This is a genomic window from Rhodococcus sp. KBS0724 (assembly GCF_005938745.2).
Lineage (GTDB): Bacteria > Actinomycetota > Actinomycetes > Mycobacteriales > Mycobacteriaceae > Rhodococcus_F.
This window is the reverse complement of the sequence record NZ_VCBX02000001.1, coordinates 6382662-6401994: the sequence shown is the minus strand read 5'-3', so window position 1 is coordinate 6401994 and position 19333 is coordinate 6382662. Positions and strand designations below refer to the sequence as shown.

General features: G+C 60.6%; 19 protein-coding genes. 13 read left to right on the top strand and 6 right to left on the bottom strand.

Features of this window, described 5'->3' with window-relative positions; genetic code table 11:
- Positions 1-177: 177 nt before the first annotated feature.
- Complete coding sequence (locus tag FFI94_RS29520; protein ID WP_138870962.1) at positions 178-606, top strand: YciI family protein; 429 nt, start codon at positions 178-180, stop codon at positions 604-606.
- A 3-nt stretch (positions 607-609) separates the two neighbouring features.
- The gene (locus FFI94_RS29515) at positions 610-1872 is read left to right on the top strand and encodes an RNA polymerase sigma factor (RefSeq protein WP_138870961.1); all 1263 of its coding nucleotides are present in this window, start codon (positions 610-612) and stop codon (positions 1870-1872) included.
- Positions 1873-1885: 13 nt separating this feature from the next.
- On the opposite strand, the gene FFI94_RS29510 is transcribed toward FFI94_RS29515, so the two are convergent.
- Entirely contained in the window at positions 1886-3199 is a 1314-nt protein-coding gene (locus FFI94_RS29510) for a YhgE/Pip domain-containing protein (protein ID WP_138870960.1), read from the bottom strand.
- 86 nt (positions 3200-3285) lie between these two features.
- The gene (locus FFI94_RS29505) at positions 3286-4272 is read right to left on the bottom strand and encodes an alpha/beta fold hydrolase (protein WP_138870959.1); all 987 of its coding nucleotides are present in this window, start codon (positions 4270-4272) and stop codon (positions 3286-3288) included.
- A 158-nt stretch (positions 4273-4430) separates the two neighbouring features.
- On the opposite strand from FFI94_RS29505, the gene FFI94_RS29500 reads away from it, so the two are divergent.
- The 6 genes from FFI94_RS29500 to FFI94_RS29475 all read left to right on the top strand — a co-directional run bounded on the left by FFI94_RS29500 (position 4431) and on the right by FFI94_RS29475 (position 11288).
- On the top strand, positions 4431-5279 hold the full coding sequence (locus FFI94_RS29500; RefSeq protein WP_138870958.1) for a fumarylacetoacetate hydrolase family protein: 849 nt from the start codon (positions 4431-4433) through the stop codon (positions 5277-5279).
- Between the two features lie 282 nt (positions 5280-5561).
- Positions 5562-7286, top strand: a complete 1725-nt coding sequence (locus tag FFI94_RS29495; RefSeq protein ID WP_138870957.1) for a bifunctional 3-(3-hydroxy-phenyl)propionate/3-hydroxycinnamic acid hydroxylase — start codon at positions 5562-5564, stop codon at positions 7284-7286.
- Positions 7287-7322: 36 nt separating this feature from the next.
- Positions 7323-8189 (top strand): alpha/beta fold hydrolase, encoded by an 867-nt coding sequence (locus FFI94_RS29490; RefSeq protein ID WP_138870956.1) that lies wholly within the window; start codon positions 7323-7325, stop codon positions 8187-8189.
- Positions 8186-9130: a 3-carboxyethylcatechol 2,3-dioxygenase gene (locus tag FFI94_RS29485; RefSeq protein WP_138870955.1), complete on the top strand. Its 945-nt coding sequence runs from the start codon at positions 8186-8188 to the stop codon at positions 9128-9130. Before FFI94_RS29490 ends, FFI94_RS29485 begins: the two co-directional genes overlap by 4 nt.
- Positions 9131-9180: 50 nt before the next feature.
- The gene (locus FFI94_RS29480; protein ID WP_138870954.1) at positions 9181-10542 is read left to right on the top strand and encodes an MFS transporter; all 1362 of its coding nucleotides are present in this window, start codon (positions 9181-9183) and stop codon (positions 10540-10542) included.
- Positions 10543-10589: 47 nt separating this feature from the next.
- Positions 10590-11288 (top strand): IclR family transcriptional regulator, encoded by a 699-nt coding sequence (locus tag FFI94_RS29475; protein ID WP_138870953.1) that lies wholly within the window; start codon positions 10590-10592, stop codon positions 11286-11288.
- Here FFI94_RS29475 and FFI94_RS34425 read toward each other — a convergent pair whose 3' ends face one another.
- Together FFI94_RS34425 and FFI94_RS29465 are read right to left on the bottom strand one after the other, a co-directional pair.
- Positions 11289-11633, bottom strand: a complete 345-nt coding sequence (locus FFI94_RS34425) for a hypothetical protein (RefSeq protein WP_260684415.1) — start codon at positions 11631-11633, stop codon at positions 11289-11291. It abuts the gene before it with no gap.
- 65 nt (positions 11634-11698) lie between these two features.
- A complete protein-coding gene (locus FFI94_RS29465; protein WP_260684414.1) occupies positions 11699-12325 on the bottom strand; it encodes a DUF5701 family protein in 627 nt (208 codons plus the stop codon).
- A 171-nt stretch (positions 12326-12496) separates the two neighbouring features.
- Here FFI94_RS29465 and FFI94_RS29460 point away from each other — a divergent pair, with 171 nt between their 5' ends.
- On the top strand, positions 12497-13741 hold the full coding sequence (locus tag FFI94_RS29460) for a M23 family metallopeptidase (RefSeq protein WP_260684413.1): 1245 nt from the start codon (positions 12497-12499) through the stop codon (positions 13739-13741).
- A 10-nt stretch (positions 13742-13751) separates the two neighbouring features.
- Positions 13752-15056, top strand: coding sequence for a diacylglycerol kinase family protein (locus tag FFI94_RS29455; protein WP_138870951.1), 1305 nt, complete (start codon positions 13752-13754; stop codon positions 15054-15056).
- A gap of 56 nt (positions 15057-15112) precedes the next feature.
- On the opposite strand, the gene FFI94_RS29450 is transcribed toward FFI94_RS29455, so the two are convergent.
- On the bottom strand, positions 15113-15757 hold the full coding sequence (locus FFI94_RS29450; RefSeq protein ID WP_138870950.1) for a GntR family transcriptional regulator: 645 nt from the start codon (positions 15755-15757) through the stop codon (positions 15113-15115).
- Positions 15758-16016: 259 nt separating this feature from the next.
- Here FFI94_RS29450 and FFI94_RS29445 point away from each other — a divergent pair, with 259 nt between their 5' ends.
- From FFI94_RS29445 to FFI94_RS29435, 3 genes are read left to right on the top strand one after another with little or no spacing between them, the layout of a single operon-like run.
- On the top strand, positions 16017-16682 hold the full coding sequence (locus tag FFI94_RS29445) for a 4-carboxy-4-hydroxy-2-oxoadipate aldolase/oxaloacetate decarboxylase (RefSeq protein ID WP_260684412.1): 666 nt from the start codon (positions 16017-16019) through the stop codon (positions 16680-16682).
- 10 nt (positions 16683-16692) lie between these two features.
- The gene (locus tag FFI94_RS29440) at positions 16693-17682 is read left to right on the top strand and encodes a D-glycerate dehydrogenase (protein ID WP_138873485.1); all 990 of its coding nucleotides are present in this window, start codon (positions 16693-16695) and stop codon (positions 17680-17682) included.
- Positions 17679-18641 carry a glycerate kinase gene (locus tag FFI94_RS29435; protein WP_138870948.1) on the top strand — a complete coding sequence of 321 codons (963 nt, stop codon included), beginning with the start codon at positions 17679-17681 and terminating at the stop codon, positions 18639-18641. The genes FFI94_RS29440 and FFI94_RS29435 overlap by 4 nt, the downstream gene beginning before the upstream one ends.
- A gap of 46 nt (positions 18642-18687) precedes the next feature.
- On the opposite strand, the gene FFI94_RS29430 is transcribed toward FFI94_RS29435, so the two are convergent.
- On the bottom strand, positions 18688-19290 hold the full coding sequence (locus FFI94_RS29430; protein WP_260684411.1) for a TetR/AcrR family transcriptional regulator: 603 nt from the start codon (positions 19288-19290) through the stop codon (positions 18688-18690).
- Positions 19291-19333: the final 43 nt, after the last annotated feature.

Genomic DNA, 19333 nt, shown 5'->3' with positions numbered 1-19333 from the left:
GTGGCGAGGATACATCTCGGGGTGGATTCGCGCGATTTCCGGAAGTATTGACGGTACGTCCTTGGCCTCGATCTTGTGGTTCGAAATTTTTTCGGAAGTTATGTCGATCGGCGCCTCCGCCGTTCGACGTGTAGGCAGAGGGACCGAATGAGCGGCCCACAAACGAAGGAGAATCCCATGAAGTACATGCTGATCATGCGTTCCACCGACGCGGCCATCGAGGCATCCAAGGACATGGACTTCGACGCGATTATCACCTCGATGGGCCAGTACAACGAGTCGCTGATCAAGGCGGGAGTCCTTCTGGCCGGTGAGGGCCTGGCGATGGAGGAGGGATTTATCGTCGATTTCGACTCCGATCCGCCGCTCGTGTCCGACGGCCCGTACGGGGAGACAAAAGAGCTGTTCTCGGGTTTCTGGATCATTCAGACGTCTACCAAGGACGAGGCGCTGGAGTGGGCCAAGCGGTGTCCACTGGGCCCAGGCAGCAAGCTCGAGGTTCGACGCGTCTCGGAGATGGAAGAGTTCGACCAGAGCAATGAGTACATCCAGAAGGAAGCCGGCTGGCGTGAAGAACTGGGTACGGATCGCCCTGTCTCGAGCTGAGTCGTGACTGATGCAGCGAGGAACGCCGTCGATGCGGTGTGGCGCATCGACGGTGCGAAGATCGTCGCCGCACTCACGCGTACCGTCGGCGATCTGGATCTCGCCGAAGATGTTGCGGGGCAGGCACTGCTCGAAGCGATCGAGCAGTGGCCTGTCTCGGGCGTTCCCCGCAACCCGGCAGCTTGGTTGACTGCCGTTGCCACGCGGCGAGCCATCGACGGGTGGCGTCGACGGGAACGACTCGACGAGCGATACGCGCATTTTGCGCGTGAGCTCGAGAACGATGCGAATAGATTCGACGAAGACGGCTGGGATCCGGATCGCATCGACGACGATGTTCTTCCGTTGATCTTCATGGCCTGCCATCCGGTTTTGAATCGAAAAGCTCAGGTGGCGTTGACGCTTCGGGTAGTCGGCGGCTTGACGACGGAAGAGATCGCCAGGGCGTTTCTTGTGCCTACCGCAACGATGCAGCAGCGCATAGTTCGTGCGAAGAAGACGCTGACGGCGGCCAAGGTGGTCTTCGAAGTGCCTCCGCGGGAGGAGTTCCCGAGTCGGCTGAGCGCTGTGTTCGGTGTTCTGTATCTGATCTTCAACGAGGGCTATGCCGCCAGTTCCGGAACCGAATGGATGCGGACCGATCTCAGTGGTGAAGCCTTGCGGCTCTCGAGAATTCTCGCGGAACTTGTTCCGGGGGAACCGGAAGCGCACGGCCTTGTTGCGTTGATGGAGCTGTCGGCATCGCGATTTGCCGCGCGTACTACCGCTGACGGTGAACCGATATTGTTGGCAGATCAGGATCGGGCACGGTGGGATCGGACTCAGATCACTCGAGGTCTTGTTGCTTTGGCGAGGGCTGACGACGTTGGGCGGGGGCGAGGTCCTTACGGACTGCAGGCCGCGATTGCTGAATGTCACGCACGAGCTGCAACTTTCGAGGATACGGACTGGAAGAAGATCGTGTTGTTATACGAGGCGTTACAGCAGCTCGCCCCGTCGCCGGTCGTGGATCTCAACCATGCTGCAGCAGTATCCATGGCGTACGGGCCGGCTCCGGCTCTCGAGTACGTCGACAAGCTTGTTGACTCGGGTGAACTTGCCGGATATCACCTCCTGCCCAGTGTTCGGGGCGAGCTCCTCGGCAGACTCGGGCGAACCGAGGAGGCTCGCACCGAGTTGCTCGAGGCCGCACGATTGGCAGGAAACGAACGTGAGAAGGCGGTGCTCGTCGCAAAAGCGGACGCACTGCGTGACTCGGAAACCTGAGCGCAGAAATGTCTCAGGCCGTTTTTACGCGATGGGTGCGCTCGTAGCCTTTCCGGTCATAGAGGCGCGTGACGACAAATCCGAGCACCAGTCCGATTGCCAGGCCGAGCAATGTCATCCAGATGGCGTGGGTGAGGCCGGCGTCGCCGTGGGCGCCGAAGAAGAGAATTGCGCGTGTGCCCATGTAGATCTGGTGCATCGGTTCGAATTGTGCGAGCCAGGAGTAGAGGCCGGGGCTGGCTTCGAGGGGAATCGTGCCGCCGGATGACGGCAGGGCGAGGATCACGAAGACGAACAAGTTGATGAGCATGCCAAGCGATCCGAACGCCGCCATCACCGACATGGCGGTGACTCCCACGGCAATGACGACGAGGGTGCCATATGCCCACAGTGCAAAACCCTGTGTGACAGGCATTCCGAGGGCACGGCTGATCAACTGGAACAATCCGGAGACCACACCGGACAGTACGATCATGAAGCCCCACTTGATGAGAAGTGTTTGAAATCTGTTGATCCCGACAACGTCGTTCTGGACAAACAGCGGGCCGAATTCGGTGGGTGCGTAGCCGAGCATTCCGTCCACCAGCGAATTGACGACTGTTGCGCCAGTGAATCCGGCGAGCACCAGAAGTAGCGCGAAATAGAAAGCGACAAGACCGAATCCTGTGCCGTCGGGAAGCGGATCATGCGCGACAGTGAGAACGTTCACCGGATTTTCGAGGAGAAGTCGACTGGCACCGGAGAGCTGCATTCCAGTCCCACTCGCCTGCAGTTGTTGTGTGACAAGCGTGGTGAGTTGTTCACCCATGTTCTTGTTGACCGATTCGAGGGCAGTGGTTCCGATCGACTGCACCAGCGACGCGGAGATCGAGCCGGCGCGTGGATTGGTGTAGATGGTGATGATCGGCTGCTGCACTTCTGTGGCGGCGACACTTCCCTGTGCCAGAGCTATCGTTTGTTGAGTGAAGTCGCGGGGGATGACGATGGCGCCGTAGAGCGTTCCGGAGTCGAGTCGCGATTGCGATTCGATGAGACCGATCTGTTGTAAGTCGATCTTCTCGGGATCGATCCCGTTTTCGAGCGCGGTGGCGATGTCGTTTCCGAAATTCTTGACTGCAGTGGGATCGGTGCCGGGCAAGGTGCCGCCGACATCTTCGTTCACCAGAGCGATCGGGAACTCGTCCAGGTGCTTCTTGGGATCGAGAATTCCGCCCATGTACAGCGCAGCCAGTGCCGACATCAGCAATACCACCACGATCACCGGTGCCAGCCAGAATCGCGGTGTGTGCAGAACAGAGCGAGCGGATGGCTTGTCGTTTGTGCTCATCGTCAGTCGACCGGCTTTCTATTGCACGGAATTTGTGTGACTGAGCGTAAACGTAATGGCGGGGCGTTGCCGCGCTTAAACGTTCTTCAGGAAAACCACTGATCCGGATTGGTTCGAGCGGCATCGACAACCTCGTCGATCGCGTTGATCGTGAGTGCGGGCTGCTCGGTGTGGACGTAATGGCTTGCATTGGTGTCCAGTACGAGCTTGGCGTGCAGACGTTCGGCCAACTCTTGTTGTCCTGCAAGGTGAGCGGAGTAGATCGTCGAGCCGAATTCGACAGGAACTCCGGGAGGTAAATCTCCTGCGGCAGCAAGAGGTTCAAGGTCGTACGGTTGATCGGAGACGAGGATGCCGACGGGCATGGGCGGGGGATCGCCGGCGTCGCGTAGTGATTGGAAGCTGGGTTCGAGGTTGCTCTTTTCCTGGTTGTACGGCTCGAGGTCAGGAGAGTAATTGCTGTTGAGCGCGAGCCACCACTCCTGCTGCTGGGGGGTCAGGCCGTCGTAGAGAAGTTCGGTGAGGGTGTCTACGAGAACCAAGCCGTCGACATCGGTGGGATAGGAGTCGGCGTAGAGGCGGGCTATCAGTCCGCCCCAGGAGTGGGCGACCAAGACATAGGGTCCGGGAACATCGGCTGCGCTCATCAAGTCGTGGAGGTCCCTCACTCCGTCGGCGGCGGTCGTGGGCTGGGGAACGGGAGTGGAGCGGCTTGGTTCTACCTGTTCACCTGTGATGGTGACGGTCCCGGGGCGGTCGTAGGCACACACTCGCGTCGTCTCGGCGACGCCGTCGAAAACCGCGGTTTCGGTCGGGTTCGGCTCCGTCGCGGTTTTCCAGATATCTGCGCGATCGCTTCGGCCGGACACGAACACGACGGTAGGCGATCCGGTCCCCTTGCACGTCAAATACATACTGCGGCCGTTACCGATGTCTACTGATCCGGCGAAGTCGCTGTTTTCGAGGGTTGCAGTGGCTGTACTGACATCGGAGCTCGGTGTGTCCGCGCATCCAGCTAAAACCAGTGCTGCGCAAGCCGCAAGCGATGCCACGACGCGTGAGTTGACATTCATGGTGTCGCCCCTTTATTCCGACAGTGTGCGCAAGATCCGGAGTACCCAAGCTTCGGGCCGTCTAATTGTCGACTGTCGAGAGCTGTGCTTGAGAACGGCCACACTTTCGGGAAATGTGCGCATCGATGTTTGTCACTTTCCTCGAAAGGTAGTTCGCTATGCGTATTTACAATATGTCGGGTCGCGCTTTCCTCGGAACAGATTCTGGGGCCGTTGATATCGAGAATGTCAGCAACGGGGCCTTCTCCTCGGACGTGCAAAGCCTCTACTCGCGGTGGGGTGAGTTCACGCAGTGGGCCAGTGGGTTCGAGGGAGGTCCTGGCGTGGAGATCGACAAATCGGCGTTGGGGAGCCCAGTACCGTTGCCGCCGCAAATCTTTGCCATCGGCTTGAACTACCGTGACCATGCGCTGGAGTCGGGTCTGGATATCCCCGAGATTCCAGTGGTATTCGGGAAGTTCCCGGCGTCGGTGACAGGTCCGTACGGCAAGATTCTGTTGCCGGACGGTGCGGTCGACTTCGAGACGGAACTTGTTGTTGTGATCGGTAAGCGGGCAGAGAGTGTTCGCGCGGCGGATGCGTGGAGTCACGTCGCCGGACTGACCGTCGGGCAGGATGTTTCCGAGCGTCATACGCAGTGGCGAGGTACCGCGCCTCAGCAATTCGGTTTGGCCAAGTCGTTCCCGGGTTTCAGTCCGATGGGGCCGGTCCTGGTCTCACCGGATGAGTTCGAGAATCCGGATGACCTCGAACTGGGCTGCTCCGTCAACGGCACCTCGATGCAGAAGAGTCGCACCAGCGACATGATCTTCACGATTCCGGAAATAATCGAGTACCTGTCCCACATCGTGCCTCTTTTGCCGGGGGACGCAATCTTCACCGGTACGCCGGCAGGTGTCGGCTTCAGTCGCAACCCGAAGGTTCTGCTCGGCGCAGGTGACACGTTGACGACGTATGTAGAAGGTATCGGCGAGATGCACCATACGTTCGGTCTCAGGGTCGTCTAAGACTTCAGATCTGCGCAATGGCCGCCCCGGAGGTGAACAACCTCCGAGGCGGCCATTGCTGTGTGTCGGTCAGATCCAGGGGCGCACCAGTCCTGTCGAATATCGCCACTAGCTGCAGTTTTGATTCCCGGCTCGTTCTGTCTGTGGCGTCCCATCGGGCATTGAATGCGGCCCCCGTCACAAAAGCTCATTGACGTACCTCGTTTCGTGGTTTCTAATAGACGCATCGTGCATATAGTGCGCTACGGCGCGCGATAGTTACATCAGCGCAGATAGGAAGCCATGAAAACCACTCAGGACACCGAAGTGCTCATTGTCGGCGCTGGTCCCGCCGGCCTGATGCTGGCGAACATCCTCGGCATGTACGGCAAACGCGTCACCGTGCTCGAAGCGATGGACACGCTGATCGACTACCCGCGTGGTGTGGGGCTCGACGACGAGTCGTTCCGCACCATTCAGACGGTGGGCCTGGTGGAGGCGATCCGACCGCACACAAATCCGCAGCACATCATGCGGTTGGTCAACGGGGCCGGAAAGGTCATGCTCGTCAACAATCCGCAGACCGTCGAATTCGGCTGGGAGCGCAAGCACGGGTTCATCCAGCCGGAAGCCGACAAGGCGCTGTACGAGGGTCTGTCCCGATTCGGCAACGTCGAGGTGTTGTTCGGCCATCGCGTCGAGAACGTCGAAGAAGACGGCCAGTCGGTCACCGCGATCGCGCTGGTGACGCGTCCCGACGGAACTGTCGACGAACGACGCTTCAGTGCGCAGTACCTGGTGGGCTGTGAAGGTGGTAAGTCTCCGACCCGCAAGCGCCTCGGTGTCAGCTTCGAAGGTGAATCACCTTCTACCCGTTGGCTTGTCGTGGACGTCAACAACGATCCGCTCGGCACCCCCAATGTGTTCCTCGGTGCAGATCCAAAGCGCCCGTATGTGTCCATCGGTCTGCCCCACGCGGTCAGGCGCTGGGAGTTCATGCTGCACGACGACGAGACCGAGGAGCAGGTCACGGACCCGGATTACGTGAATGCGCTTCTGGCGGATCATGTTCCCGATCCGGCGGAGCTGGATTTCATTCGACGACGCGTCTTCACCCATCACGGCCGGGTGGCTTCGGACTTCCGAAAGGGTCGCCAGTTGATCGCCGGCGATGCCGCGCATCTGATGCCGGTGTGGATGGGTCAGGGATGGAATTCGGGCATGCGCGACGCAACCAACCTGGGGTGGAAGTTGGCCGCCGTTCTTTCCGGTCAGGCGGACGACGCACTGCTCGATACCTATACGTCGGAGCGCAAAGACCACGCCCAGGCGATGGTGGATCTGTCGCTGACATTCGGACGGCTCATCAAGATCACCAATCCGGTCGGTGCTGTACTCCGCGATGCAGCGTCGTCGGTGCTCAATCTTTTCCCTCAGGTCAAGAGCTACTTCGCGGACATGCGCTTCAAGCCGATGCCGCGGTACACCAGAGGCGTGCTGGCCGACCCGAACACTCAGGAATCGGGAAGTGCCGCAGCAAAACTCACGAGCAAGCTCATTCCGGTTCTGACCGCCAACGTCAAGAACTCCCCGGTTGGCGTTCAGTTTCCCCAACCGCGCGTCAACTCGTGTGACGCGGCGGACCAACTGCTCGACGACGCGATCGGCAACTGGTGGTCGGTGATCGTCTGGGGCAACAGTCCCAAGGACGTGCTCCCGCAGGCCTCGCTCGAGAAGCTGTCGCTGCTCGGTGCCCGCCTCGTTGCGGTAGTGCCCGAGACTCAGCGCGAATGGGCGCACAAGCATATGGACCCGGACGTTCTGGTTCTCGGCGATCACACCGGCCGACTCAAGAAGTGGTTCGACGACCGTCCCACTCCTTTGGTGTTCCTTCGCCCCGACCGCTTTGTCGCGGGCGCCTGCCTGACTCAGCATGCCCCGGCAACGTTGGACGCGATCCTGGCCGCAATGAAGTTCTCGCCGTCCAACGTTGCCGCGGACGCAGTCAAAGTACCGGTCGCGCTCTAGCCGTCCGCCACACACATTTACGAGAAAGCCAGAAAAATGACTTCAACCGAGATTCCCTCATACATCACAGACGATTTCTTCGGCCTCGAAGACAAGTGGATCGAGACCGCCGACGGCGAACTCACCCACTACCACGAACTGGGCGAAGGTACCCCGATTCTCTTCCTGCACGGTTCGGGCACCGGCGTCACCGCAGCTGCCAACTGGTGGCTCAATCTTCCGACGCTCAGTGAGCAGGGCCGTTGCATCGCAATCGATTCCATCGGCTACGGACAGAGCGTTGTTGCGCGCGGCACGGAGTACGGCATCAAGGAATGGGTTCGTCATGCGGTGCGCGTTCTCGACGCCCTTGGTATCGAGAAGACGTGGATTGTCGGAAACTCCCTCGGCGGTTGGCTCGCATTCCAGTTCGCGATCGATTTCCCGGAACGCCTTTTAGGGATCGTGTCGATGGGCACAGGTGGCGCGAAGCTGACGGGCGCATTGGCTGGTCACTCCAACCCGAACTTGACCGAAGCTGGTATCCGCAAGACCCTCGAACTCTTTGTTGTCGACAAGTCGCTTGTCACTGACGAATTGGTGTCCCTGCGGTACCAGTCCGCTCTGAACGACACGGCGTCGGATCGTCTGGCTGAGGTAGTCGCGGCACGAGATCGTGACCGTACCGAGCTGCCGCTCGACTTCGATGTGCTCTCGCGCTTGGATATTCCGGTTCTGCTGATCCACGGCGTCCAGGACGTGGTGATTCCCGTATCGCGTACGTGGGAGTTGCTCAATGTCATCCCGAACGCCGATGTGCACATCTTCAGCCAGTGTGGTCACTGGTCGCAGGTCGAGCGGGCCGAAGAATTCAATACCGTTATCACGGCGTACCTTTCCGCTCGGGGTGTGAACCGGTCATGAAGCAGGCCTTGCTGTGTATGTCGCACAGCCCGCTGTTGCACCACCTCGACCCGCCGGCCGATGTCAAAGCGTCGGTGGAAGCGGCGTTCGACCAGGCACGCGCCTTTGTTCACAATTTCGATCCCGATGTGATCGTGAACTTCGGGCCCGATCACTACAACGGATTCTTCTACGATCTGATGCCGCCGTTCTGCATCGGTTACAAGGCAAAGGGCAGTGGCGATTACGACTCGTTTGCCGGTGAACTCAATGTGCCGGAAGCCATGGCCGAGGACTTGGCGCAGTTCGTGATGGACCAGGGTCTCGACCTTGCTATTTCCCGCCAGATGGAGGTCGATCACGGTGCGGTGCAACCGATGGAGATCATCTACGGCGACGTGGCGTCCAAGCCGTTGATTCCGGTCTTCGTCAATTCGGTGGCTCGGCCGTTCGTCAAGGTCGCCCGCGTACGTCAGTTCGGCGAGGCCATCGGATCGTATTTCAAGAACTCCGACAAGAAGGTTCTGTTCATCGGTTCCGGTGGACTCTCACATGATCCGCCGGTTCCGCAGATCGCCACCGCCAACGAGGCCCAGCGCAAGATGTTGACCGACGGCCGGAATCCGACGCCGGAAGCACGTGCGGCCAGGCAACAGCGAGTCATCGACACGGCCGTCAAGTTCGCGGCGGACGAGGCCGACATCATGGATCTGAATCCGGAGTGGGACAGAGCATTTCTCGATGTCTGCGCATCAGGGCGCATCGAGGATTTCGATCGCTACACCGCCGACGACATGGATGCGGTGGCCGGGCACTCGTCACATGAGGTGCGCAATTGGGTGGCTGCCTACTCCGCCCTGCGTGCCTGTGGTGAATACGAGATCGCCTACGAGTTCTACCGGCCGATCAAGGAATACATCTCCGGCTTTGCCGTCACCACCGCGATCCTGCGGGATATCTGATTCTTGCTACTCGGGCGAAGCCCCCTCCCACCTTATGAAAGTAGACCTCGATGGATGTTCGTGAAGCGATTCGGACGCAACCGATGCGCCGATATCAGATTTCGACAATCGCGATCTGTCTGATTCTCAGCATGATCGACGGCTTCGAGATCCTGGTCATGGCGTTCGTAGCGCCGCACCTCGGAAAGTCCTGGGACATCAGCTCCGTCGAGATCGGCTACCTGCTCAGCGCCGGCATCATCGGCACGGCACTGGGTGCTATCTTCATCTCCCCGTTGGCAGACAAGATAGGCAGGCGTCGGCTTGCGATCTGGTGCCTGGTCGGCATCACCGTCGGAATGGCGTTGTCTGCCTGCGCCGTCAACGTTCCGCAGCTCCTCGCATTCCGTGCGTTTGCGGGCCTGGGTATCGGCGGCCTGGTTGCGAACCTGAATGTTCTTGTATCGGAATTCAGTTCGGACAAGCGTCGTGGCACCGCGCTCGGAATCTACGGCGTCGGCTACCCGCTTGGTGGAGCCGTCGGCGGCGCTATCTCCGGCGTCCTGATTTCTGTGTTCGATTGGCGATCGGCATTCATCTTCGGCACGATCATCACCGCAATCATGCTGGTTGTCGTGATCAAGACCTTGCCGGAATCCATCGAGTTCCTCATCGAGAAGCGGCCAGCCGGAGCGTTGGAGCGATACAACGAGATAGCGGACCGGCTCGGCTACGAGCAGTCTTCGGAACTGCCCGTTCCCGTTCGGAAGGCCGAACGTGTCGTGCGTGACGGGCTTTTCAAGGGAATCATGCTGCGCCGCACCATTTTCTTGTGGCTGGGATACTCGTGCTTGATCGCGTCGTTCTACTTCGCCAATACCTGGACGCCGAAGTTGCTGTCCGATGCAACGGGTGACTCGAACATGGGCGTGACTGCCGGTGTGCTCGTCAACATCGGCGGCGTCATCGGTTCGATCATATTTGCGGGCCTGTCGATCGTGTTGCGGCCGAGAGTCGTGACGGTTCTCTTGATGTTCGGTGGAGTATTCGCGTTCATCGGCTACGCCTCCGGATTCCACATCGTCGCCCTGGCTTTGACGCTCGCGGTACTGGTCGGCATTTTTGCCAACGGCGGTATCACCGGTTTCTACGCGATCAGCCCGCCCATCTACCCAGCGGCAGCTCGAGGCACCGGTGTGGGCTGGATGATCGGGTGCGGTCGCACCGTCTCGATCATCGCTCCGATTCTGACCGGCTACCTCCTCGACGGTGGTTGGACTCCGAAGAGCGTCTACATGATGTTCGGTGGGGTGCTGGTGGTTGCCGGAATCGCGACGTTGCTACTCGACGCGACCTATCGTGGCCGCAGTGAAAATCCGGAGACTCCAGAGGCAAGCCGCGAAGAGGACCTGGCCATCGCAGTCAGGGCGTGAGGATGTGGTGATCCGACGTCAAGCCCCGAGAGAATAGAGTCAAGGGCGTGGCTTCAGAATCGAATGGGTCGTCCGGCAAACAACCGGGTTCGCAAACACTGGCGAGGGGATTGCAGGCCCTCGAGTTGGTGGCCACCACTCCCGACGGGATGACAATTCAGGAAGTTGCCGATGCACTGGGTGTTCACCGCACCATAGCGTCGCGGTTGCTCTCCACTGTCGCTGACTTCCGGCTCATCAAGCGCGGCGCGGATGGCAAGTACCGGGCCGGGGGTGGATTGGCGGCGCTTGCCCGGGATTTGTACGCCGGCCTTCGGGACGAGGCGACACCGTTGTTGCGTCGGCTCGCGAATTCGCTCGGCGCGAGTGTCGCACTCTTCGTCGCGGAAGGCTCCGAAGCGGTCGCCGTCGCCGTCGTCGAGCCGAAGAATGCCCGGTACTGGGTGTCGTTCCGTGAGGGTGGCCGCCACCCCATCGACCGTGGCGCCGCCGGCTATGCGTTGTTGGCCGGACAGCCGCCCGTGCCTGGGGAATCGAGTCGAGTCACTGATGCCCGCCGGGACGGCTACGTCGTCAGCTACGGCGAAGTCGAGCCGGGATACTGGGGCCTCGGGGTGCCGTTGACCCAGCCGGCCAATGAGCCGGCTGGCTGCCTGACACTGATCACTGCGTCCGAGGATCTGGCCCGCGGCGCGGTGCGCGAGTTGATGGAGGCTGCTGAAAAGATCAGCGGCACAACAAACTAACTACAAGTGTGGCAGGATCCCCACGAAGAACGATGCGCTGAGGGCAAGCCCGATGATGCCGGTGATCAGACCGACGACGGCGTCTCCCGGCAGCGGACTATTCGGATCTTGCCGCAGGCGGCGCAATGTGAACACCCCCATGGCGATGGCGCCCGCACCCAGCACGATGCCGACGCCGAAGGCCCAGAACACGAGTACCGACAGGGCGCCAAGCATCTCCGATCTTTCGCCCCAGCGGGCTGTGCGCTGAGCCGGCGTCGGTGGTGGCCACTGGAGCGATGCGCCCGACATGGCTGTCCCGAATCGGTGGGTGCGGTTGCGAAGGGACTGGTCACTGAGAAACATCGTGTACTCCACTGGACTGGGTAGGCGAGCAGTCGGTACTGCTCGTCTACCCGGTCTCCGTGGATCTATGCGTCGAGAGGAATTCGGGTGTTCGCCGACGCGAATCCCAACCAGGTGTGGGGGTTGCCTGCCCAGCACCAGCCGACCTTGGGGGCATTGCGATTGTCCTTGCCGTCGCGCCCGGTCCCGTTGCTGATCCACAGCGCGGGGGTACGCGTATCCAGTGCGCCGTCGGGTTTGCGCAAGCGGGAGCCGATTGTCATGAAGCAGTGGCCGCGTTCGAGGACGTCCGGAGACTGGAGCAGCCAGTGGATACCCTCGGTAAGGGTCAGTGGCGTACGCCCGGCTTCGAGGATTGCGGGTAGCGCTTCGTCCGGACTCCAGTTGGACATCGCGTCGCCGCGGTCGAGGTCCTCGAGTAGGTACAACGGATTGTCCGGGGGCACTGCGTGCTCGGTGGGGGTGAACTGATCTACGTCGGTCATGTCCGTGACGATGAAGCCGCGTTTACCTTGGCGTTCGAGGAGGTGGGCCAATACCGAAGCGGGAGCGTACTTTTCGTGGATAGTGAGCAGAGAATCTTCGGCGCAGTGCGTTGCCGCTGCACGTATCTCGGTTGCGGACAGGCCGGCGATGTCGCCGACGCCGAGAGCAATGAGTCGTTCAGCCTGCTGTTCTGAGGGTGGGAGCACGATCTCCGATGGTAGCGAATTTTGCGTCGCCTCGAGAAAATGTGGCCAAGGCGAATAAATGAAGTCGGAGGTGGGTATGCATTAGCCCGCTTATCCAAAGATTGAATTCGATACGGTAAATATCGAACACATTTATCGCAACCGGACTTGTTCAGGTCTAATATTCCTGAAATGGCAAGTCTGCGTCGAAAGAACAGTATTGCATTAGTTTTTCTTACCGCGGCGATGGTTGTCTCGTGCTCTTCTGCGCAGGATTCGCAGACATCTCCTTCGGAATCGACCAGCAGTTCCGCCCCGACGTCACGAGCCGCTGCTGCGGTTCTGACGCCGTTGACAGCCGTTACTCTGGCGCCGCCGATCCCGGTGACGGCAACCGACGGAAAGGTCCACCTCGCCTACGAGTTGTTCATGACGAACACGCTCGCCCAGCCACTTACCTTGCGGAGTATCGAGCCGGTGTCGAAGGGAGTTCCGTTGCAGAGTCCGATTACAGACGGTCTCCTGCCCTGGATCAGGGTCTTCGGTGCGAGCGAACCGACAATGACGCTTGGTCCTGGTCAATCGGCCGTGGCCTGGATGGATGTGGTGGTGCCGTCCACATCGGAGATTCCCGAGGCCGTCGAGCATCGCATCGCGGTGCAGGTGGCCACCCCGATTCCGCCACTACTTCCGGCCGAGATGACGGAAACCGTGGCGCGGACCAAGGTTTCCCCGGAGTCTGCGGTGGTGATCGACCCACCGTTGAGCGGACAGAACTGGCTGGATGGCAACGGTTGTTGTGGATTGACGGCACACCGCGGGGCAGTAAGTCCTCTCGACGGCCGGCTGTTTGCGCCCGAGCGGTTTGCCGTCGACTACGTTCAACTAACTTCCGACGGGAAAATGTTCAACGGAGATCGGACGTCAGTCGACAGTTATCCCTACTACGGCAGTGACGTACTTGCTGTAGCCGAGGGAAAGATTGTTTCGATGGTGAATGATCTTCCGGAGCAGACTCCTGGCGCTAATCCCGTCGGACTCACGCTGGATCAATACGGCGGAAATCATGTTGTCCAGGATCTCGGAAACGGTCGATTTGCGTTTTACGCTCACTTGCAGACGGGAAGTGTGCCGCTGCAGGTCGGCGACAATCTGAGCGCGGGTCAAGTTCTGGGAAAGTTGGGTAACTCCGGCAATACCGATGCTCCGCATCTGCATTTCCACATCATGGACGGACCGGATCCTCTGGCGTCGAACGGGCTTCCGTTCGAGATTGGTTCGCTCGAGCTGACGCAGCGAATCGTGAACCAAGACAACCTCGATTCGGTCACGGAATCCGGTGGCACGGCGCAGTTCGCAACGGGCGTGGACACGGGCCGGCGTAGCAATCAGATGCCGCTCACGCTTGACGTCATGACGTACGACATAGGCCGATAGGGGCGTTGACATGGCAACGAGCAAGCAGCGATGGTTGGCCAGAGCGGCTGTGGTCGCGGCGTTCGCAGCAGTGGTGGTTCTGCTGGTCTTCGCCGGTTTGAAGACGTTGATGTTGCTGATCATGGGTGTCGGGGCCGTGGTCGTGAGTGTGGTTGCCGCGTACTGGTTCCTCACCAGTCGTGGGTTTGTACGCTGGTTCGCTCTGGCAATCGGGGTGTCGACGCCGATAGTGGTGCTGGTCTTTCTGATCCGGGCGAATCTGCTTGCGGTGGTGTTGGTGGCGATCGGCTTGTTGGCTCTGGCAGCGTTGTGCTCTCGCGCCGCACTACATGACGATGAAGCGGGTTCTGTTGTCCCAGAACATCCTCCGAGCCGCGCGGAACGCCCCTTCTTCGTGATGAACCCACACTCGGGTGGCGGGAAGGTAGGAAAGTTCGGTCTGATCGACAAGGCGCAAGAATTGGGTGCGCAGGTCTACGTTCTCGATGCAGACCACCCCGTCGACGTGGCAGACGTCGCGCGCAAGGCCGTCGACGACGGGGCAGATCTACTCGGTGTCGCGGGCGGCGACGGAACACAGGCTTTGGTGGCTGCGGTCGCCGCTGAGCACGGGTTGCCGTACCTGGTGATCAGCGCAGGCACACGCAATCATTTTGCCGCCGATCTCGGTTTGGATCTGCAGGATCCGTCGCGATGCCTGGATGCCTTGAACGACGGCGTCGACATTTACGTAGATCTGGGGACTGTGGGTGATCGACCGTTTGTGAACAACGCGTCGTTCGGTGCGTATGCCGAAGTGGTGCGGAGTCCGTCGTACCGCGATGCCAAGACCAGTACTGTCGTGCGGATGCTCCCGGATGTGCTGGCGGATCAGCAGGGTGCGAAATTTGTTGTGCACGTTCAGGACCGCGTGATCGAGTCGCCGCAAGCGGTGTTGGTCAGCAACGGCCCATACGAGATGGACGATCTAGCCGGACTCGGGCAACGCCCGCGGTTGGACCTGGGAACACTCGGCGTTGTCGCACTGTCGGTCAACAGTCCGCGCCAGGCCATCGGGTTGCTTCGCCGCGCACACCGGCGGGGATTGACGCAGGCCACGGCATCGGAGGTGATCATCGACGCCGACCGGCCGGAGATTCCCGTCGGCGTCGACGGTGAAGCATTGGTCATCCCAGTTCCCGTGCGGTGTGAGGTCCGCCCCGGCGCGCTTCGGGTTCGGGTGCCGCGCAACCGACCGGGGGTGACGCGGCCGCGGCGAAAAATAGATCTGGTGAGGTTGCGTCAACTGGCAGGGTTCACAGCGCTCGACGCATGATCTGTACGGTAACGAGACCGCAGTGGGTATCAGTTGTGCAGTGGTCGGGTGCGTGACTACGCGAAGTGTTTATCGACGAAGAGATCTCGCGCGTAGCGCAGGTGTAGCGACATCAGTTCTTCGGCCGTCTCGCTACGACGGTCGGCGATGGCTTGGTGAATATCCGTGTGGAAGCGAAGACTTCGCGTGAGATCCTCTTCGGAGTAGTAGAAGAACGTCCCGGGTGTCACAGAAGTCTGCGTCAGAGTTTTCACGATCTGGAAGAGTCTGGGAGAGTTGGCGGCACTCAGAATCAGCTCGTGGAAACCTCGATTGTTGTCGTGAAGTTCTTGCCGTCGACTGTCCGAGTGCGCGTCGACGATTTTGCCCATCTCCTGCACCAGGACTTCGGATCTGGCGACGTGGTCGGAGGTCCGGTTCAGGGCGGCGAGGCTTGCCGCGCGTCCCTCGAGCATTCGTCGGAGTTCGAACACCTCCTCGATGTCGGCACGGGTGTAGGCGGATGCAAATGCGCCTCGGTGAGCTTCGAGGCGAACCAGCCCTTCTTCCGCGAGCCTGTGTAGAGCGGCTCGCACGGGACTGCGACTGACGCCCAGTTCCTCGCTGATCTGTGCCTCGGCCAGGTGTCCGCCGGGTTGCACTTCTCCGGAGACGATTCTCATTCGGATCGTGTCGTACACCGTCTCGCGTCCGCGACTCATTCCGCTACCTCCGTATGGCGTGATCGTCGTCGTATCCCACGATGCCGCGCTGTTCAGTGCTGTTCTGTGCTGTTCTGTGCCGAGGCGACCCTATCCGACGTCGCACTTCCAACCGATCGAGCGTCCGCTGACCGTCCATCGCCCGGAAATACAATCTAGAGTGCAATTACCTTTCGGAAACTGGATTGATCGTGTAACTTTCGTATCGAGCGTTGAACATTGTATGGAAATTGTACGAAAGACTGCCGAAAGGGCACTTGTGACCACTCCGCATGCAGATCCCACTCAGTACGAGCGTCTCCGCGAATTCGGCGCCGCAACGGTTCACGAAGCCCTGGGCCGCATCGGCGCGATGCACTCCTCGATCAAGCCGCTGGACCCCTCGATGCGGGTAGCAGGCAGGGCTCTGACGGTCGACTGCACGCCGTTGGACAATCTGGCAATTCAGTATGCCGTCACCATTGCTCGTCCCGGTGACGTTCTCGTGGTCGACGCGAAGGCGTTCGTCGAGTCCGGGCCGTGGGGAGACGTACTCTCGCTGTACGCGCAGCAGCAAGGTATTGCCGGCCTCGTCATCGACGGCTCGGTACGGGACAGTCGCGACATCGTCGAGATGGGATTTCCGGTGTTCAGTCGAGGAGTCTGCATCGAAGGCACCTACAAGTACCAGCCCGGCGCAGTGGATGTTCCGATCACGTGCGGCGGAGCAATCGTCAATCCCGGTGACATCATCATCGGCGACGCGGACGGTGTTGTAGTGGTTCCGCAATCCGATCTCGATCGTGCAGTGGAACTTTCGGCGGAACGAGTGCGCAAGGAGGACGAACTGCGCGAGCAGTTGCGTGGCGGTGCGGCCCTTGCCGACCTGTTGGGGCTGCGCGATCGGCTCGACGAATTCGGTTACGAGCGTACTCGTGACCGCTGAAGGCTCCGCTGTGTCCGAACCCAGATTTCTGATTACGACTCCGCTGCCGGAACCGGCGTACGCGCTGCTGAGTGCACAGGGAACCGTCGATGTGTGGGAGCACGAGCATTCCTCCGGCGAGTTGGCCGAAGCCGCTGCTTCGGGACGCTATTCGGTGATCCTGTCGCAGCTGACGGACCGCTTGGGTGCTGCGGAGTTGGCCGATGCGAAGATCGACGGTATCGCCAATTATGCCGTCGGTTTCGACAACATCGATATCGCAGCAGCTACCAGCGCAGGGATCATGGTCGGCAATACTCCCGGAGTTCTCACCGCTCCTACGGCAGATATCGCGATGTTGCTGATTCTGGCGACGGCGCGACGCTGCATCGAGGCCGATACATACACGCGCGCCGGACTTTTCGAAGGGTGGAAGCCGTCGTTGCTCCTGGGCAGTGACGTCAGTGGCGCCACCCTCGGGTTGATCGGGAGTGGTCGTATCGCCGCGGCCACGGCACGACGTGCGGCCGGTTTCGACATGGTGATCCAGCATTGTTCGGTCAGGGGACCGCATGACCGTGTTGCGCCGGGAGAGTCCGAACTCGAACTAGGTCAGCGCGTTTCGTTCGACGAGCTCATCGAGACCAGCGACTTCGTCTCCGTGCATGTTCCCTTGGCGGAGAATACGTATCACCTCGTCAATGCCGCTGTATTGAGTCGGATGAAGCGATCTGCGATCCTCGTCAACACTGCGCGCGGGCCGGTGGTGGATGAGGCAGCGTTGGTCGCGGCCTTGAAGTCCGGCGAAATCGCGGCTGCGGGGCTGGACGTCTACGAGAACGAGCCTCGGTTAGCTTCCGGGTTGGTGGAATTAGCGAACTCGGTTCTGCTTCCTCATGTCGGCAGTGCGACCGTATCCGTGCGGTCGAAAATGGCTGAATTGTGCGCGCTCAATGCAATTGCCATGTCCCGTAGAGAGATTCCCCCGCATCCGGTTAATCCGCAGGCGTGGCATTCATGACGATTCTGGTTGCCCCGGACAGCTTCAAGGGCACCCATGACGCCGCCGATGTAGCGGCCGCGATTGCCCGCGGAATTCGGTCCGAAGGCGTCGCGGCAGTCGAGATGCCCGTCGCGGACGGCGGGGAGGGGACCCTCGACGTCCTCGTCGCCCCACTCGGACTGCGAATGGTTCTCTCGGACAGTGTCAATCCCTGGCGGGCGCCGCTGCGTGCACGTTGGGGTCTGTCCGACAGCGGTGTCGCGGTAGTCGAACTCGCCCGCACGTGTGGTCTGAATATTCCGCACGCGGGATCGCGCGATCCTCGTGCGGCCGACACCTATGGCGTCGGCCTCCAGATCGTGGACGCGCTCGCTCACGGTGCCACCGAGATAATCGTCGCGGCCGGCGGATCGGCAACGACGGACGGTGGCCTGGGAGCCGTTGCCGCGATCGAGGCGGCAGGCGGCCTCGGTGACGCCAGGATTACCGTGCTGAGTGACGTTCGCACTCGATACAGTCGTGCTGCAGTAGTTTTCGGACCGCAGAAGGGTGCGAGTGCCGAGGACGTCAAGTTCTTGACTCGTCGGCTTGATGTGGCGCGCACACAGTTGCCGCGCGATCCCGAATCCGTCGAGGGTTCCGGCGCGGCCGGTGGCCTGGTCGGTGCGCTGTGGGCGCACTACGACGCGAGCATAGTTTCCGGTGCCAGGTATGTCCTCGACGCACTCGATTTCGCCGCGGCGGCGAACTCGGCGGATGCAGTGGTCGTCGGTGAGGGACGCCTCGACGCGCAGACTGCAGAAGGGAAGATCATCGCCGAAATTCTGTTGCGGTGTGGGTCAACCCCGGTCCACGCCATCGTCGGGTCGTGTGCGGATCAGGCAGAGCGGCACCAGGGCTTTGCCGACGTGCGTATTGCGTCGACGATCGAGGATCTGTGCGCCGCCGGCGGGGAACTTGCCCGTTCACTTCCGTGATTTCCGGTGCTCGAGGTGCGTGATTCGGACGGCATTCCCATCTGAATCACGCACCCGCGCTTGCCAGTCCCTCCAACGCCCCGAAGTATGCGGCGCTCAGCAAGGACAGTGCGGCAGGCAGATCCAGTCCGTCGTCTCGGAGGTCGAGGATTTCTCGGGGGTCGAAGATGATGTTGAACAAGAACAAGGCGTGATCGAAATGTCGATCGTCGATGCCTTTGCTTCGCATGAGTGCACGGATCGGGCGTTCCCACGCGTCGCGCACGGTTTGGATCAGTTGGTCGCCGCGGCGCATCCTGGCCAGGAAGCCTTCACGGGATCGAAGAAGGGCCATCGCGTGGCCATATGTCTCCACCAATCTTCCGCGCTCCGAGAGGACGTCGTCGAAGAGCGCCCGGCCGGTCAACGTGCAGTCGTGGCTGTAGTCGCGCAGCTGGACCTCGACGTCGTACAGGTACGTGTCCATCAGTGCGTCGACGGAGGAGAAGTAGCGGTACACCGTCGCAGCCGATACGTCGGCGCGTTCGGCGATCAGTTGGATGCTTGCGTTTTTAGGATCGTCGCGCAGAATCTCGCCCGCAGCTTTGAGTATCTTTCGTCGGTTGCGGACCGCATCCTTTCGCGGCCGAATTACAGTCGGCTGTGCCACCACTTCTCCTCCTCTCGACATATCGACCTAGTGGAAAATCGAC